The sequence below is a fragment of the Mucilaginibacter sp. L3T2-6 genome, from assembly GCF_030519355.1.
Taxonomy (GTDB): domain Bacteria; phylum Bacteroidota; class Bacteroidia; order Sphingobacteriales; family Sphingobacteriaceae; genus Mucilaginibacter.
Window position 1 is genome coordinate 37,743 of record NZ_JAUMKC010000017.1, and the last position, 16,121, is coordinate 53,863.

At 46.4% G+C, this 16,121-nt stretch carries 14 protein-coding genes; all 14 read left to right on the plus strand.

All coding sequences use genetic code 11. The annotated features are described in order from the left end of the window. Nucleotides 1-6 precede the first annotated feature (6 nt). A complete protein-coding gene (gene kdpA, locus Q3W13_RS17810; protein ID WP_302866066.1) occupies nucleotides 7-1,725 on the plus strand; it encodes a potassium-transporting ATPase subunit KdpA in 1,719 nt (572 codons plus the stop codon). 119 nt (nucleotides 1,726-1,844) lie between these two features. After that, the gene (gene kdpB / locus Q3W13_RS17815; RefSeq protein ID WP_302866068.1) at nucleotides 1,845-3,878 is read left to right on the plus strand and encodes a potassium-transporting ATPase subunit KdpB; all 2,034 of its coding nucleotides are present in this window, start codon (nucleotides 1,845-1,847) and stop codon (nucleotides 3,876-3,878) included. Nucleotide 3,879: 1 nt separating this feature from the next. Then, nucleotides 3,880-4,434 (plus strand): K(+)-transporting ATPase subunit C, encoded by a 555-nt coding sequence (locus tag Q3W13_RS17820; RefSeq protein WP_302866222.1) that lies wholly within the window; start codon nucleotides 3,880-3,882, stop codon nucleotides 4,432-4,434. Nucleotides 4,435-4,583: 149 nt separating this feature from the next. Continuing rightward, entirely contained in the window at nucleotides 4,584-5,606 is a 1,023-nt protein-coding gene (locus Q3W13_RS17825; protein ID WP_302866069.1) for a porin, read from the plus strand. A gap of 426 nt (nucleotides 5,607-6,032) precedes the next feature. Then, a complete protein-coding gene (locus Q3W13_RS17830) occupies nucleotides 6,033-7,151 on the plus strand; it encodes a sensor protein KdpD (RefSeq protein WP_302866072.1) in 1,119 nt (372 codons plus the stop codon). Continuing rightward, the gene (locus tag Q3W13_RS17835; protein ID WP_302866074.1) at nucleotides 7,148-8,896 is read left to right on the plus strand and encodes an ATP-binding protein; all 1,749 of its coding nucleotides are present in this window, start codon (nucleotides 7,148-7,150) and stop codon (nucleotides 8,894-8,896) included. Before Q3W13_RS17830 ends, Q3W13_RS17835 begins: the two co-directional genes overlap by 4 nt. Before the next feature lie 456 nt (nucleotides 8,897-9,352). Continuing rightward, complete coding sequence (locus Q3W13_RS17840) at nucleotides 9,353-10,132, plus strand: ABC transporter permease (protein WP_302866076.1); 780 nt, start codon at nucleotides 9,353-9,355, stop codon at nucleotides 10,130-10,132. After that, a complete protein-coding gene (locus tag Q3W13_RS17845) occupies nucleotides 10,133-10,924 on the plus strand; it encodes an ABC transporter ATP-binding protein (RefSeq protein ID WP_302866078.1) in 792 nt (263 codons plus the stop codon). Next, the gene (locus Q3W13_RS17850; RefSeq protein ID WP_302866079.1) at nucleotides 10,921-11,676 is read left to right on the plus strand and encodes an MlaD family protein; all 756 of its coding nucleotides are present in this window, start codon (nucleotides 10,921-10,923) and stop codon (nucleotides 11,674-11,676) included. Before Q3W13_RS17845 ends, Q3W13_RS17850 begins: the two co-directional genes overlap by 4 nt. Nucleotides 11,677-11,814: 138 nt before the next feature. Continuing rightward, on the plus strand, nucleotides 11,815-13,152 hold the full coding sequence (locus Q3W13_RS17855) for a sigma-54 dependent transcriptional regulator (RefSeq protein ID WP_302866080.1): 1,338 nt from the start codon (nucleotides 11,815-11,817) through the stop codon (nucleotides 13,150-13,152). 162 nt (nucleotides 13,153-13,314) lie between these two features. Next, entirely contained in the window at nucleotides 13,315-13,833 is a 519-nt protein-coding gene (locus tag Q3W13_RS17860; RefSeq protein WP_302866081.1) for a DUF177 domain-containing protein, read from the plus strand. Nucleotides 13,834-13,850: 17 nt separating this feature from the next. After that, nucleotides 13,851-14,042, plus strand: coding sequence for a 50S ribosomal protein L32 (gene rpmF, locus Q3W13_RS17865; protein ID WP_302866084.1), 192 nt, complete (start codon nucleotides 13,851-13,853; stop codon nucleotides 14,040-14,042). A gap of 16 nt (nucleotides 14,043-14,058) precedes the next feature. After that, nucleotides 14,059-14,997, plus strand: a complete 939-nt coding sequence (gene plsX / locus Q3W13_RS17870; RefSeq protein ID WP_302866085.1) for a phosphate acyltransferase PlsX — start codon at nucleotides 14,059-14,061, stop codon at nucleotides 14,995-14,997. 11 nt (nucleotides 14,998-15,008) lie between these two features. Beyond that, complete coding sequence (locus Q3W13_RS17875) at nucleotides 15,009-15,998, plus strand: beta-ketoacyl-ACP synthase III (protein WP_302866086.1); 990 nt, start codon at nucleotides 15,009-15,011, stop codon at nucleotides 15,996-15,998. Nucleotides 15,999-16,121 lie beyond the last annotated feature (123 nt).

The following is a 16,121-nucleotide window of genomic DNA, read 5'->3' on the forward strand; positions in this document are numbered from 1 at the left end:
GAAACAATGAACTCCGAATTAACAGGAATTTTAGCTTCCTTCATCATCACCCTGCTCATCGGCATCCCGCTGGGCAAGTACCTGGCAAAGATGTTTGCCGGCGAAAAAGTGTGGACTGATATTTTAAAGCCCATCGAAAACGGCATCTATAAGTTATCCGGCATCAACCCTAATGAGCCTATGGACTGGAAGCGATTTTTAAAGGCCATGATGGTTATTAACTCGCTGTGGATAGTTTATGGTTTTTTTGTTTTAATGTACCAGGACAAATTGCCGCTCAACCCCGATGGCAACGCCGGCATGAGCGCCGACCTGGCCTTCAATACCATTTTAAGCTTTGTTGCCAACTGCAACCTGCAGCATTACAGCGGCGAAAGCGGCGTTACCTATTTTACCCAGCATTTTATTTTAATGTTTTTACATTTTACCAGCGCGGCTACAGGTATTGCTGCTGCGGTGGGAGTATTCAAAGCATTCAGGGATAAAACCACTAATGACCTGGGTAACTTCTGGAACTATTTTGTTCGGTCAATAACCCGGCTGTTGCTTCCGTTATCTATAGTTATTGCTTTGATATTAACGTTTAACGGCACTACATCAAGCTATGAGGGTAAAGACCAGTTTATCTCGTTACAGGGCGATACGGTGCATGTTTCGCGCGGCCCGGCGGCGCAAATGATCGCCATTAAACACCTGGGCACAAACGGCGGCGGCTGGTTTGGCGCCAATTCGGCGCATCCGCTCGAGAACCCTAACTATGTTACCAATATGACGGAGATCATCGCGCAGATGATCATTCCTATTGCGATGGTGCTGGCCTTTGGTTATTTTATCCGCAGGAAAAAGCTGGGATGGGTGATATTTGGTGTAATGACCATTGGTATGCTTATGCTAATGATACCGACGATCAGCAGCGAACTCGGCGGAAACCCCGCGATAGCCAGGATGGGTATCTCTCAAACTTCCGGTGCTATGGAAGGGAAGGAAGTGAGGATCGGTCCGGCGGCTACAGCCTATTGGAGCACGTTAACCACCATCGTATCTACCGGATCGGTAAATGGAATGCATGACAGCACCATGGCCTTAACCGGCTTATGGCAATTGCTCGGAATGATGATCAATTCCTTCTTCGGCGGTTGCGGTGTAGGGGTGTTGAACTACGTCATCTATGTAATTATTGCCGTGTTTATATCGGGCCTGATGGTTGGACGTACGCCTGAATTCCTGGGGCACAAGGTTGAGGCCCGGGAGGTAAAAATAGCAGCATTAGTTACTTTGCTTAGCCCATTCCTGATTTTGGCGGGGACGGCTATATCCAGCTATGTTTTCAATCATTACGGCAATGCAGATTGGGCCACCAAGCCGTCCGCATGGCTGAATAACCCCGGTTATCATGGCTTTTCTGAAATGTTGTATGAATATACCTCATCCAACGCCAATAATGGTTCCGGCTTTGAAGGCCTGGGCGATGGCAACATATTCTGGAGCGTGACCACCGGTTTAATTATCATTTTGGGCAGATTTCTCCCAATAATCGGCCCGGTAGCAATAGCAGGTTTACTGGCCCAAAAGAAATTCATCCCCGAATCAGCCGGAACGCTCCGGACCGATACTGTAACATTCGGGGCCATGACGTTCGCTGTAATTATCGTGCTCAATGCATTGTCGTACTTCCCGGCTCTGGCTTTAGGGCCTATAGCCGAATATTTCTCTATGCTTAAATAAAAAGAATAAGACCCACCCAAACCCTTCCCGGGAGGGAGGGCTTTTAAAAAGGAAAAATCAGACTTTTTCAAGTCTCCCCTACCGGGGAGGTTTAGAGGTGGCTTTAACAAAAAGGAACAATGAAAAATACATCAAATAAATTATTTGAACCTGCTTTGGTGCAAACAGCACTTAAGGAGTCGTTCATAAAACTTAATCCCAGGACCATGATGCGCAATCCTGTGATGTTCACGGTGGAGATTGGCACAGCTATCATGCTATACGTATCTGTTTACAGTTATCTGCATGCAGGTCAGGGATCATTTGCATATAATACCGGTATTTTTGTTATCCTGTTGCTTACTGTACTGTTTGCCAACTTTGCTGAGGCTATTGCGGAAGCCCGCGGCAAAGCCCAGGCCGACAGTCTGCGCAAAACCAGGGAAGATACACCGGCAAAGGTGCTGATGGAAGATGGTTCGGTAGTTACACGCTCGTCCAATCAATTGGTAAAGGGTGATGTGTTTGTCTGCGAGGCGGGAGACACCATCCCGACCGATGGCGAGATTATTCAAGGCCTGGCCACTATCGATGAATCTGCTATCACCGGCGAATCAGCCCCGGTTATCCGCGAAGCGGGCGGCGATAAATCGTCAGTAACAGGCGGCACCAAAGTACTTTCGGACAGAATTAAAGTAATTGTCACTACCCAGCCAGGCGAAAGCTTTCTGGATAAGATGATCGCCCTGGTTGAAGGCGCCTCCCGGCAAAAAACGCCTAACGAAATTGCATTGACCATCCTTTTGGCAAGCTTTACGCTGGTGTTCATTATTGTCTGCGTAACGCTGAAACCATTTGCTGATTATGCTAACACCCCAATCACCATAGCGGCATTAATATCACTGTTTGTGTGTTTGATACCGACCACCATCGGTGGCCTGTTATCAGCTATAGGTATTGCCGGTATGGACAGGGCGCTGCGTGCAAATGTGATCACCAAATCGGGCAAAGCGGTTGAAACAGCAGGCGACATTGACGTATTGCTGCTGGATAAAACCGGCACTATCACCATTGGTAACCGTCGCGCAACGCATTTCTGGCCGGCGACAGGTATCTCTCCTGATGCCTTTGTAAAAGCCTGTGTTTTAGGGTCGCTGGCCGATGAAACCCCCGAAGGAAAATCGATAGTGGAATTGGCTCAGCAAGGCAATGTCCGGTTATCGTTAGAACCGCCCCAGGGGTCGGAATTCATTAATTTTTCGGCTGAAACCCGTGCAAGCGGGATCAATACCCCCGATGGCACACGCATCCGTAAAGGCGCTTTCGATGCTATTCGCAATATGGTGATCAACGCCGACAATAAATTCGACGGCGATATAGAAGAAAGGGTAAAGATCATATCATCAAATGGCGCTACGCCATTGGTGGTGGCCGAAAACGAGCAGGTTTTGGGCGTGATAGAGCTGCAGGACATTATCAAGACCGGCATTGCCGAGCGGTTTGAGCGCCTGCGTAAAATGGGCATAAAAACAGTAATGGTTACAGGCGATAATCCGCTAACAGCCAAATTTATTGCCGAAAAAGCCGGTGTGGACGATTTTATTGCCGAGGCTAAACCCGAGGATAAAATGAAATATATTCGCGCTGAGCAGGCCACCGGTAAGCTGGTAGCCATGATGGGCGACGGCACTAATGATGCTCCGGCCCTTGCCCAGGCCGACGTGGGCGTGGCTATGAACAGCGGCACACAGGCTGCCAAGGAGGCCGGCAACATGGTTGACCTGGATAATGACCCAACCAAGCTTATTGAGATAGTAGAGATTGGCAAACAGCTGTTAATTACCCGGGGTACGCTTACCACCTTTTCCATTGCGAACGATGTAGCCAAATATTTTGCCATAGTTCCGGCGTTGTTTATCGCATCCATACCGGCTTTGCAGCACATTAACATTATGCACCTGCACAGTCCCGAAAGCGCTATTTTATCGGCGGTGATCTTTAATGCGATTATTATACCGATGCTGATACCGCTGGCATTAAAGGGCGTGGAATACAAACCAATCGGCGCCAGCGCGCTGCTGCGCCGCAACCTGCTGATCTATGGCCTGGGCGGTGTAATTGCCCCGTTCATCGGCATAAAATTGATCGATTTATTAATTTCTCTAATGCTATAACATCATGAAAACGTTGATTCAATCCATCAGGCTTACATTGGTATTAATTGTCCTGTTGTGTGTTATATATCCGGTTATCATCACCCTTGCAGGCAAGCTTTCCAAAGGCGGCGGCGACGGTGAAAAGATAGCAGTAAACGGAAAAGTCGTCGGCTATGCAGCTATCGGTCAGAAGTTCGATAAGCCTCAATATTTCTGGGGGCGTCCTTCAGCTGTAGGTTACAACGCTGCCGGTTCCGGCGGTTCTAACAAAGGCCCAAGCAATCCCGATTATTTAAAGGATGTTAAAAGCCGTATCGATACACTTTTGAAATATAACCCGGGCTTGCAAAAAAGCGAGATCCCTGCTGACCTGGTTACCGCATCCGGTAGCGGTTTAGACCCGGACATCAGCCCGGAATCCGCTAAAATTCAAATCAAACGTGTCGCGCAAATCCGCAAACTGGATGAAGCGAAAGTGGCCTCATTAGTGAACGCGCATATTGAAGCGCCATTGTTTGGCCCCAAAAAAGTAAATGTCCTGAAATTGAATGTGGCGCTTGATGAATTAAAATAACTCAGCCCTAACGAATTATTTCATTTCGGGCGATAGCGAGAAAATATTACTGACGGGCGTACCATAACACCTGTCCGCATGTTTGGCAACTGGCAAAGGGTGCTCCTGGTTCCTGGTCGAAATGACGTAGTGGGATAAATAATATCAAAATGAAAAAATCTATCATAACAACAATCATACTGGCGCTAACAGCCACTGTGCTTTACGCGCAGGATACCACCAAACATGCCGACCCGCCGTTGTCGATTTACGGGTCGGTAGATACGTACTATAAATACGACTTCTCGGGGCACAGCAACATCCCAACCAGTTTTGCAACAGATAACAACTCTGTATCTATAGGCATGGTTGACATTGGCCTGAAGAAGAAAGCAGGCAAGGCTTCGTTTGTGGGTGAAGTATCGTTCGGTCAGCGTAGCGACCAATCGATACCGGTAGCCAACAACCATATCCAAAACCTGTTTGTGGCTTACGATCTTACCGATAAGCTGAATATCACCGGCGGTTATATGGCTACGTTTTTGGGGTACGAGGTAACGCCGCCAACGGGCAACTTTAATTATTCTACGTCGTACCTGTTTACCAACGGCCCGTTTCAGAACGCAGGCGTGAAGCTTACTTACGCCTTTAGCGATAAGATTAGCCTGATGGCTGGCATTTTTAACGATCTGTGGAATGTGTATACATCGGCGAAACGTGTAAACACCTTTGGTTCGCAACTGATGGTGGCGCCGGTAAAAGGATGGACAGCTTATATTAACCTGTTAACCGGACCGGCATCCGGAACAGAGATTGACTTGACCACATCCTATCAAATTACAAACGCTTTCAAACTTGGCCTGAACGCTGCCGATTTTTCCGCGCCTGATTCATTGAAAGGAGGTTTTGAAGGTATTGCGTTATATCCGCAGGTTTCTGTATCGCCAAACGTGACTTTAGGACTGCGCGGTGAATATTTTAAAACTAAAACAGGCGGTTATACACCGGCAGGTCCAGCTCCGGGCAGCTCGGTTACAGCGCTTACGTTTACGGCAAATATTAAGGGCGGTCCGCTGACATTTATACCGGAAGTAAGACTGGACAATGGCTCGAAAACAATTTTTACAGATAGTAATGGCATAGCCACTAAATCAGCGTCGCAATTTTCGCTTGCGGCGGTGTATGCCTTTTGATTGAAGATTTGGTTTATTTTTAGTTTGAATAAACAACCGGACAGGTGAATGTGCGGTTAAGCCGCTCTCTAAATGGGAAGCGGCTATCTAAGTTAGGATATGCAAGGGCGGTTGCAGGCTATCTGATCGGGTTATATGCGATACGCCATGTCTATTGGCCTAAGGAGATTAATGATAAACATAGTTTCCTTGCGTTGGACGAATGGCTAAGAACGCGTAACCATACGCTTCGGGTAGCCTTACCTAAATCCTCTCCAAGGGAGAGAGGACTTAAGCTGAGATGGTTACCACACAGGGTATTTAAGCCCCTCTCCCTTGGAGAGGGGTTTGGGGTTAGGCAAGAATGAAGCTTATGGTATCTGCTTTTTCCTTAGGTTAACGGATTTGGATGCGATATGCCCCTCCGACATTGATGGATAGATAAAGATGCAAGACAATACGGTAAAGGATTTTATTGACCTGGTAAAAAAGTCGCGCCGGGGAAAGCTCAAGATTTATATTGGGATGAGCGCCGGTGTGGGCAAAACTTACCGGATGCTGCAGGAGGCACACGCCTTGCAAAGGAGCGGCATTGGCATACAGATCGGTTACATAGAAACGCATTACCGGGCTGAAACGCACGCCCTGCTGGAGGGGCTGCCGGTTATACCGCGCCGTAAAATATTTTACAAAGGCAAGGAACTGGAAGAGATGGATGTGCAAGCCATACTTAACCGGCATCCTGAAGTGGTGGTTGTGGATGAGCTGGCCCACAGCAATATTGAGGGGAGTAAAAATACCAAACGCTGGCAGGATGTGGTAGACATATTAGATGCGGGTATCAGTGTAATTACCGCAGTAAATATACAGCACGTTGAAAGCCTGAACGAGGAAATAGAAAAAATAACGGGCATTGCCATTACTGAACGAATACCGGATAAGGTGCTGGAAATGGCCGACGAGATCGTTAATATAGATCTTACGGCTGATGAACTGATAGACAGATTGAAAGGTGGCAAGATATACGACAAAAGTAAGATAGAGCGGGCCCTGCAAAATTTTTTTCAGAATGATAAAATACTGCAGCTGCGCGAGATCGCGCTGAAGGAAGTGGCCCATCACCTGGAAAGAAAAATAGATATTGAAGTACCCAAACAGATAAAGCTGCGGCCCGAGAAATTTTTGGCCTGCATATCATCTAATGCAGAGACCGCAAAAATAGTGATACGGAAAACAGCGAGGCTGGCATCATACTATCGCTCACCCTGGATTGTGCTGTATGTGCAAAGCAGCAGCGAAAGCATGGAGCGTATAAAGCTGGACAAGCAGCGCCATTTAATTAATAACTTTAAACTGGCTACCGAGCTGGGCGCCGAAGTGCTTAAATTAAAAAGCGACGAGATAACCAAGACCATTATGAAGGTGGCTGATGAACGCGAGATAACTACCATTTGCATAGGCAAGCCGCACCTGAACCTGTTCCAGGTAATTTTGCGGACTGCCGTATTTAACGAGCTGCTGAAAAATATAGCAGCTAAAGAGATTGATTTAGTAATACTGTCATGAAAGTAAAAAATAAACTCCGGTTAGGCTTCGGCTTTTTGTTTGTTGTGGTTTTGTTTTTTGGCGCGATGTCGATGTTTTATATCCGGCAGATATCGGGCGACGCCAGTGTAATCCTTAAGGACAACTACGAAACCTTGAGCTACTGCCGCGATATGCGCCGCATTCTGGACGAAAACGCGCTGCCGCTTAACGGCGCTTCGGTAAAGCAGTTCTATGTTCAGCTGGATAAAGAAGCGCGTAATATTACCGAAAAAGGAGAAGCAGGATATGTTAAAGGCCTGCAAGCGTCATTTAAGGCACTGTCGGCCGCTACCGCAGAAAAAGATTTGCAGGAAGCAGAGAAACAGGTGCGCCGCTGCTTGCTTAAAATAGAGGAAGTAAACATGCAGGCAATCGTTAGAAAAAACGATACAGCCCGCAAGTCGGTCGACAAGTCTACGCTGATATTGGGTTTTGCCGCCAGTATCGCCTTTCTTGCATTATTTTCCTTCAGCGTAAATTTCCCCGGCATCATAACCGGTCCGCTAAGCACCTTATTGTCCGGCATCAGAGCAATCGGGCAGAAAAACTACAAGCAGCGTATCCACTTCGACAAAAATGATGAATTCGGTGAAGTGGCCGCCGCCTTTAATGAGATGGCCCGGCAACTGGATGATTGGGAAAACAGCAACCTGTCGACCATTATGTCGGAAAAATTGCGCATCGAGACTATCATCGAACAGATGCACGATGCCATTATTGGGGTAAATGAAAAGCAGGAGATATTGTTTGTTAACACAGCCGCCAGGGCAATCCTTAACCTGGGCCCGGATAGAATAGAGGGAAAACAAGCCGGCGAGATAGCTAAAAGTAACGATCTGTTCCGCACGATCATTGACGATAATACCAGGAAAGCTTTTAAAATAGTTGTAGAAGGGAAAGACTCCCACTTTCAACTCGAAACACGTGAAATAAGCGTGCCTAATTTAAATAATGACCAGGCCGGTCCATTAAATATAGCCAGGAACTCTGCCGGTAAAGTGTATATCCTTCGTAATATTACCGAGTTTAAGGAGCGCGATGAGGCAAAAACCAATTTTATAGCCACCATTTCGCATGAGCTGAAAACGCCTATCTCCTCTATAAAAATGAGCCTGAAGCTAATGAAAGATGAGCGGATAGGCCACGTCAATACCGAGCAGCAACAGCTTTTGGAACACATTAACGACGACAGCGAGCGCCTGTTAAAAATAACCAGTGAGCTGTTGGAGCTATCGCAGGTAGAAACAGGTAACATCCAGCTTAATTTTGTGCCGGCAGACCCGGGCCAGGTGGTAGATTATGCTATTTCATCAGTGAGTTTCCAGGCGGATCAAAAGCACGTAAAGCTTGAGGTTATAAAGGATGCAAAACTGCCGCAAATAAATGCTGACGTAGAAAAAACAGCATGGGTACTGGTAAACTTTTTATCGAATGCGCTGCGTTATAGCTCCGAAAAGTCGAGCGTGGTAATTCGTGTTGCTGCCCGCCAAAACGAAGTTGAATTTTCGGTAAGGGATACCGGAAAAGGGATTGACGAGCAGTACCAGAAACGCCTGTTCGACCGCTATTTCCAGGTACCAACCGACGGCCAAAACCCATCCGGTTCCGGTCTGGGCCTGGCCATTTCCAAAGATTTTATAGAAGCGCAGCAAGGAAAGATCTGGGTGAAAAGCGCAATTGGCGAAGGAAGCACATTCGGGTTTTCACTTCCTGCCGCCGGTTGATGTTTTATTGAATGATGTGGCAGAATGGCGAGCTTTGAGAGACCGCTCGCTCAAATGCGCAATAGATTCCGGGCCGGTCGCCTGACTACTGCCGGCTTTGATACCCGTCTGGCTATATTTGCGCCATTTTACCGGCAGCAAAAGAATTGAGCCGCAGCGGTTTTTAAATGTGTATCTTCTCGTGTTATATTATTTTAAATGGAGATACCTCAAGTTACTTTTCCTTAATAAAAAAACTATTTATTACCTATCAGCAACCAACACACCAGCCATTTACCAATTCTAAACAAAATCCGGGCCTGGTTGTTATTCCATTAAGCAACAGCACAAAACCGGTGGCGCAATCCGTTTGTCAGCATCAAGAAACCCCATTATCCGGTTTATAAAAATTAAAATTTGCTCCGGCCCCAAACAATTTTAATCGCAGCTGCTTTAATACAATCAATATAATTATCTATGGCAGAAGAGGTTATAATACCCGCCTGGAAAAGATGGTTTGAGGGCATCGGCGACCAGGTGGCTTTTTTCTTTAAGTTTTTCAAAAACATCTTTGCAGGTGGTTTTGAGTGGTCGGAGTTTGTCCGGCAATGTTACGAGATCGGCTATAAATCGCTGATGCTGGTGGGCATTACCTCGTTTATTATGGGCGTGGTGCTGATTTTGCAGTTGCGGCCTACGCTGGTGGCTTTTGGCGCGGCAAGTATGCTGCCGCGAACGTTGTCTGTGTCATTTATCCGCGAGATCGGCCCGGTAATTATTGCCATTATCTGTGCGGGCAAGATAGCATCAAGTATAGGTGCGGAATTGGGAAGTATGAAGGTAACAGAGCAACTGGATGCCATGGAGGTATCCGGGGCTAATCCTACCCAATACCTGGTGGTTACCCGCATTTTTGCTACTACGTTTATGGTCCCGCTGTTGTCTGTACTGGGCGACGCAATCGGGCTTTTCGGCGGGTTTCTGGCCCTGAACATCCGCGACAGTATGAGCTTTAAACTCTATTTCACCAAAATAATAGCCGCACTTGATTTTACTGATTTTATACCGGCCCTTATTAAAACCATATTCTTCGGCTTTGCAATAGGTTTTGTGGGATGTTACAAGGGCTTTACCTCTAACAAGGGCACGGAAAGTGTGGGTTTGTCCGCAAACTCGGCTGTTGTTACCGCATCGCTATGGATTTTTGTAATAGATGCGATAGCTGTACAGATTACCAGTTTATTATATTATAACTAGATGGAAATTACGGCAGAAAAAGCAAAAGAACATACAGCGAAGGCCAAAGAAACGGCCGGCCCTGTGATTTCCATCAAGGGATTAAAGAAATCGTTTGGCAGCAAAGAAGTGCTGAAGAACATTAACCTGGAGCTGGAAAAAGGTGAGAATATCGTTATCCTCGGCCGCTCGGGTACCGGTAAATCGGTTACCATACAGTGCATTGTTGGCATGCTTACACCCGATGCGGGTTCAGTAAAGGTATTTGGACAGGAAGTATCGGAACTTTCTGAAAAAGAGCTGAAGGAGCTGCGGATCAGGGTTGGTTTTCTTTTCCAGAGCGGCGCGCTGTACGATTCGATGACCGTACGCGAGAACATGGAGTTCCCGCTAACCAGGGTGCTCAAAATGAACGATCAGGCGGAGATTGACAAAAAGGTAGAGGAAGCCCTGGACAGCGTAGGGTTGCTGGACGCTATAGACAAAATGCCTTCAGATCTTTCGGGCGGTATGCGCAAGCGGGCTGGCCTGGCGCGAACTATTATTGTTGACCCGGAGATTATTTTGTATGATGAGCCAACAACGGGCCTCGACCCCATAACCTCGCGCGAGATCAGCGACCTGATATTAAAAATCCAGAAAAAACAAAAAACATCCTCGATCATTATCACCCACGATATGGAGTGCGCGCGCATAGCCTCGGACCGAGTGGTGATTATGAACGATGGCGAATATGTAGCCGAAGGAACCTTCGACGAGCTGCATCAATCAAAAGACGAAATTGTTAAATCATATTTTGCAGACATACCATGAAAGCAACAGCATCACAAAAAATAAAAATAGGCATATTCACCTTTTTGGGCCTGGTGGTGCTTATCCTCGGCATCTTTTTTATAGGCAATCAAAAAAACCTGTTCAGCTCCACATTTGGAGTGTACGGCACATTTAAAAATGTGAACGGCCTGCAGGTGGGTAACAATGTACGCTTTGCCGGCATTAACATAGGGGTAGTTGAAGATATTACCATAGTTAATGACAGCACCGTACGGGTTGACCTAACCCTGAATAACGATGTAAAAAAATTCATTAAAACTGATTCGAAGCTGAGCATTGGCAGCGATGGCCTGATGGGCGACAAACTGGTAGTGATTGCACCCGGAGGCGTAAAAAGCACTACGCCTGTTCAGGACGGCGGACAGCTTGCATCAGTAAACCCGGTGGACGTTGACCGTATTATTAAAAAGCTGACCAGGGTGGCCGATAATGCGGCCGATATGACGGAGGGCCTGGCATCAATTATCAACAAGGTTAACAATGGCAAAGGCAGCATTGGCCGCCTTCTGAATAATGATAAGCTTTCGCGTGATCTGGAAGGCACTGTAAGGCAGGCTAAAACAACCATTGCAACGGTGCATAAAACCAGTTCAACACTAAACGAGGATTTAAAGGCCGCCCAGCATAACTTTTTATTAAAAGGCTTCTTTAAGAAAAAGAAAAAAGCTCAGCAAGACTCGATTAAAAAAGCCCAGGAGGCGGCTAAAAAAGCGAACGATCAGAAGCAATAACCTACAACTGCTAAACAGCAAAGGCGAACATCAGATGAGAAGATGAATCGCCTTTTGCGTTAAAATCACGATGATTTTTGGTTCCTGATAGATAAAAGCACCTTTTATGCGCTAATATTGTATCAAAAAGCAGCGCGAATGCAAAGTCAGGATACTATACTTATAATCGACGACGAAAAAAAGCTGAATGACCTGTTAACGAGAATCATTTCTCTGGAAGGCTTTACCGTATTGCAGGCATTTACCGGGAAGGAAGGCCTGAAACTGCTGCAACAACATGACGTTCTGCTGGTGCTGAGTGATGTAAAGCTGCCGGACGTAAATGGCGTAGACCTGGTAAAAACTATCAAAGAGAAAAAACCATATGTTGAGGTTATCAATCTGACGGCATACGGCACCATTGCCGATGGCGTTAAAGCCATACAAAACGGCGCATTCAACTACATCACCAAGGGCGATGATAATGACAAGATCATCCCATTGGTTAACCAGGCTATTGAAAAGGGGCGTGCACAATACCGCATTTTTCAGCAGGAGACAAAAGCGGCCTCCAAAATAACGTTTGCGAACATCATCGGTAATTCAAAAGCGATACAGGACGCTATCTCGCTGGCGCGCAAAGTTGCAGCAACCGATACTACTGTTTTGTTGCTGGGTGAAACAGGAACAGGAAAAGAAGTATTTGCATCGGCCATACATTATGAAAGCCAGCGCAGGCAGATGCCCTTTGTAGCAATAAACTGCAGCAGCTTTTCGGCAGAGCTATTGGAAAGCGAACTATTTGGATACAAGGCCGGGGCATTTACCGGAGCCGTAAAAGACAAAAAGGGTTTGTTGGAAGAAGCGCAGCACGGAACCGTTTTTTTGGACGAGATTGGGGAGATGAGCTTAGAGCTGCAGGCCAAACTGTTACGTGTGCTGGAAAGCAAAACCTTTATAAAAATAGGCGACACGCAAACTACCAGGGTCAGCATCCGCATAATAGCGGCAACTAACCGCGACCTGCAAAAGGAAGCCGAGGCGGGCAGATTCAGGCTTGATTTATTTTACAGGCTATCGGTATTTACCATTTCGCTGCCATCGCTTAACGAGCGCAAGCAGGATATTGTGCCACTGGCTAACTATTACCTGGAGGCATTCGCGGCAAAGTCAGGGAAAAAGCAACCAAAGATGAGCGATGAGTTTATTGCGCTGTTAAGCCGGCATAACTGGAAAGGAAATATTCGCGAGCTGAAAAATGTAATGGAGCGGGTTGTGATTCTTGCGGACAATAATGTCTTGACACCCGACCTGCTGCCGCCCGATTTTAAATACGATACCACCAACCCTAATGCAATTGACCTGGCCAGCATAGAACGGCAGCATATTCAGAAAATACTGGCCCGCACTAACGGCAACAAAACGGAAACTGCAAGGTTATTGGGGATAGGACTCACAACGCTTTACAGGAAGCTGGAGGAGTACAGGATAAGTTAACCGGCCCGGTCGATATGAGCAGATTGTAAAATAGAAAATTCATGTGCGATAGGCATGGCGCTTGTTTTCAAAAATGGCCTTTAATCCGCTCAAAACCTCTTTTAAAAAAACACTTTTCTATTCTCAATATAATCCTTACATTTGCGGGCTAATTGTTGCTCATTGAAATCGCTAAGAAATTATTCGATTCCTTTTACCGGCCTTAAACTGGGAAAGCACCAGTTTGAGTATGAGATTGGTGATGCTTTTTTCGACGAGTTTGAATATTCGCTCGTTAAGAAAGCAAACTTAAAGTGCCTGGTGGAGTTAGAAAAGCAGGAGACTATGCTCATCCTGACTTTCGATATAAAAGGCACGATTGACGCAAACTGCGACCGCTGCCTGGCGCAATATCCGCAACAGGTAGATATACACGAGCAGCAGATAGCCAAGTTCAGCGAAGAAGATATGGACGCTGATGAGGAGATCATCATCCTGACAAAAAATGATCATGAGATCAATATTGCAGGGTTGATATATGAATACATAAACGTTGCTTTGCCGTTTATAACTGTATGCGATGACGAGGGGAATACACCCTACTGTGATAAAGAAATGCTGGAAAGCCTGAATAAGCTGTCAGCTAATAATAATAACAACGAGGCTGACCCGCGGTGGGACGCGCTCAAAAACATTAAATAATATAAATACCAGGTTTTATGCCACATCCAAAACGTAAAATATCCAAATCAAGGAGAGATAAACGCAGAACGCATGACAAAGCTGTTGCGCCTACCTTAACTACCTGCAAAACTACAGGTGCAGTACACCTGCCTCACAGGGCTTATACTGTTGACGGTAACGTTTACTACAACGGTAAATTACTGATTGAGAAAGCAGCTGTAGCGTAAGGTTTAATTTTCCGGTATGAAGATTGGCTTAGACATTATGGGCGGTGATTACGCTCCCAAAGCACCCGTTTTAGGAGCAATTGCAGCGCATAATGCGTTATCGGCTGGTCAGGAAGTTGTGCTTATTGGCGACAAAGAGCAAACGGTAAGCCTGTTGAAAGAAAACAACTTCGACCCGGAAAAGTTCAGCTACGTACATACCACCGAGGTGATCGGCATGGGCGAACACCCCACCAAAGCCATTGTTCAAAAGCCTGATTCGAGCATATCGGTTGGGTTTAAAATGCTGAAGGAAGGCTCCATCGATGCTTTCTGCTCAGCCGGAAACAGCGGTGCAATGCTGGTGGGTGCGATGTTCAGCGTAAAAGCGATCCCCGGCGTGGCGCGCCCAGCAATTACAAGCATTATGCCTAAACTTGAAGAAGGTTTGGGCATTTTAGTTGATGTTGGCGCCAATGCCGACTGCAAGCCGGAGTACCTGGTGCAATTTGGCGTGTTCGGCAGTTTGTTTGCACAGTACGTTTATAATATTCCCAATCCAAGGGTCGCCCTGGTAAACATTGGCGAAGAAGAGGAGAAAGGCAACCTGCTTTGCCAGGCAGCTTATCCGCTGATGAAGGAGTCGGGCCAGTTTAACTTTGTGGGCAATGCCGAAGGACGCGATATGTTTAGCGGCATGGCCGATGTATTTGTTACGGATGGCTTTACCGGCAATGTGATGCTGAAATTTGCCGAATCGTTTTACACGATATCGCGCAAGAAAAAAATTAAGGACGACTTCTTCGATAAATTTAACTATGAGCAATACGGCGGCAGCCCTATCCTGGGTGTAAATGCGCCGGTTGTAGTTGGCCACGGCATATCAAACGCCGAAGCCATAAAAAACATGGTGCTGCTTTGCCGCGATATGGTGCAGACAGCGCTGACCGAGAAAATAAAACTGGCTTTCCAGTAAACGATATTTGAATGAATAAAATTCATGCTGCTATTACGGCTGTGAATGGTTATGTCCCCGATTATATACTAACCAATCATGAGCTGGAAACGATAGTTGATACCAGCGACGAGTGGATAGTAACCCGTACCGGTATTAAAGAACGCAGGATACTGAAAGGCGAAGGCCTTGGTACGTCAGACATGGCCGTTCCGGCGGTTAATGGCCTGCTGGAAAAGCGCGGTATTGGCGCTGACGAAATCGACCTGATAATATTCTGTACCACAACTCCCGACCGCGTATTCCCCGCTACGGCAAATATACTGGCTGACAAAATTGGCGCTAAAAACGCCTGGGGCTATGACTTGCAAGCCACTTGCTCCGGCTTTTTGTTTGGCCTGGCTACAGGCTCACAATTTATTGAAAGCGGCAAACATAAAAAGGTCCTGGTAGTGGCCGGTGATAAAATGTCGTCGATGATTGATTACCAGGACAGGCAGACCTGCATTATTTTTGGCGACGGTTGCGGTGCTGTTTTGCTGGAACCTAACTACGAAGGCAACGGCGTTATCGACTCTGTTTTAAAAAGCGATGGCTCAGGTGTTCAGTTCCTGCACCAGAAAGCAGGCGGATCAGTAAAACCAACATCGCACGAAACCATTGATGCGCGCGAGCATTATCTTTACCAGGAAGGCCAGGCTGTGTTTAAATTTGCGGTGACCAACATGGCCGAAGTGTCGGCCGAGGTGATGGAACGCAACAATTTAAAAGCCGATGATATAGCATGGCTGGTTCCGCACCAGGCAAATAAGCGTATTATTGACGCAACCGTTAGCCGAACAGGCATCGACCCTGAAAAAGCAACTATAAATATTGAGCGATACGGAAATACCACTAATGCAACTTTGCCATTGTGTTTGTGGGAATGGGAAAGTAAATTTAAAAAAGGCGATAACCTGATATTGGCTGCCTTTGGCGGCGGCTTTACCTGGGGTGCGCTTTACTTAAAATGGGCTTATTGATATACGGACGTGCGAATAACAGAAAATTTGCATATTTGAATTGCGACAAATAAATAAGTTGATTTTTTCATCCGCACATTATTAATCCGCACATTTGCACATTCGAAAATACTTTACTGTAAG

Coding starts and splice junctions, on each gene's coding strand:
- kdpA (WP_302866066.1), top strand. CDS start 7: ATGAACTCCGAATTAACAGGAATTTTAGCTTCCTTCATCATCACCCTG.
- kdpB (WP_302866068.1), top strand. CDS start 1,845: ATGAAAAATACATCAAATAAATTATTTGAACCTGCTTTGGTGCAAACA.
- Q3W13_RS17825 (WP_302866069.1), top strand. CDS start 4,584: ATGAAAAAATCTATCATAACAACAATCATACTGGCGCTAACAGCCACT.
- Q3W13_RS17830 (WP_302866072.1), top strand. CDS start 6,033: ATGCAAGACAATACGGTAAAGGATTTTATTGACCTGGTAAAAAAGTCG.
- Q3W13_RS17835 (WP_302866074.1), top strand. CDS start 7,148: ATGAAAGTAAAAAATAAACTCCGGTTAGGCTTCGGCTTTTTGTTTGTT.
- Q3W13_RS17840 (WP_302866076.1), top strand. CDS start 9,353: ATGGCAGAAGAGGTTATAATACCCGCCTGGAAAAGATGGTTTGAGGGC.
- Q3W13_RS17845 (WP_302866078.1), top strand. CDS start 10,133: ATGGAAATTACGGCAGAAAAAGCAAAAGAACATACAGCGAAGGCCAAA.
- Q3W13_RS17850 (WP_302866079.1), top strand. CDS start 10,921: ATGAAAGCAACAGCATCACAAAAAATAAAAATAGGCATATTCACCTTT.
- Q3W13_RS17855 (WP_302866080.1), top strand. CDS start 11,815: ATGCAAAGTCAGGATACTATACTTATAATCGACGACGAAAAAAAGCTG.
- rpmF (WP_302866084.1), top strand. CDS start 13,851: ATGCCACATCCAAAACGTAAAATATCCAAATCAAGGAGAGATAAACGC.
- plsX (WP_302866085.1), top strand. CDS start 14,059: ATGAAGATTGGCTTAGACATTATGGGCGGTGATTACGCTCCCAAAGCA.
- Q3W13_RS17875 (WP_302866086.1), top strand. CDS start 15,009: ATGAATAAAATTCATGCTGCTATTACGGCTGTGAATGGTTATGTCCCC.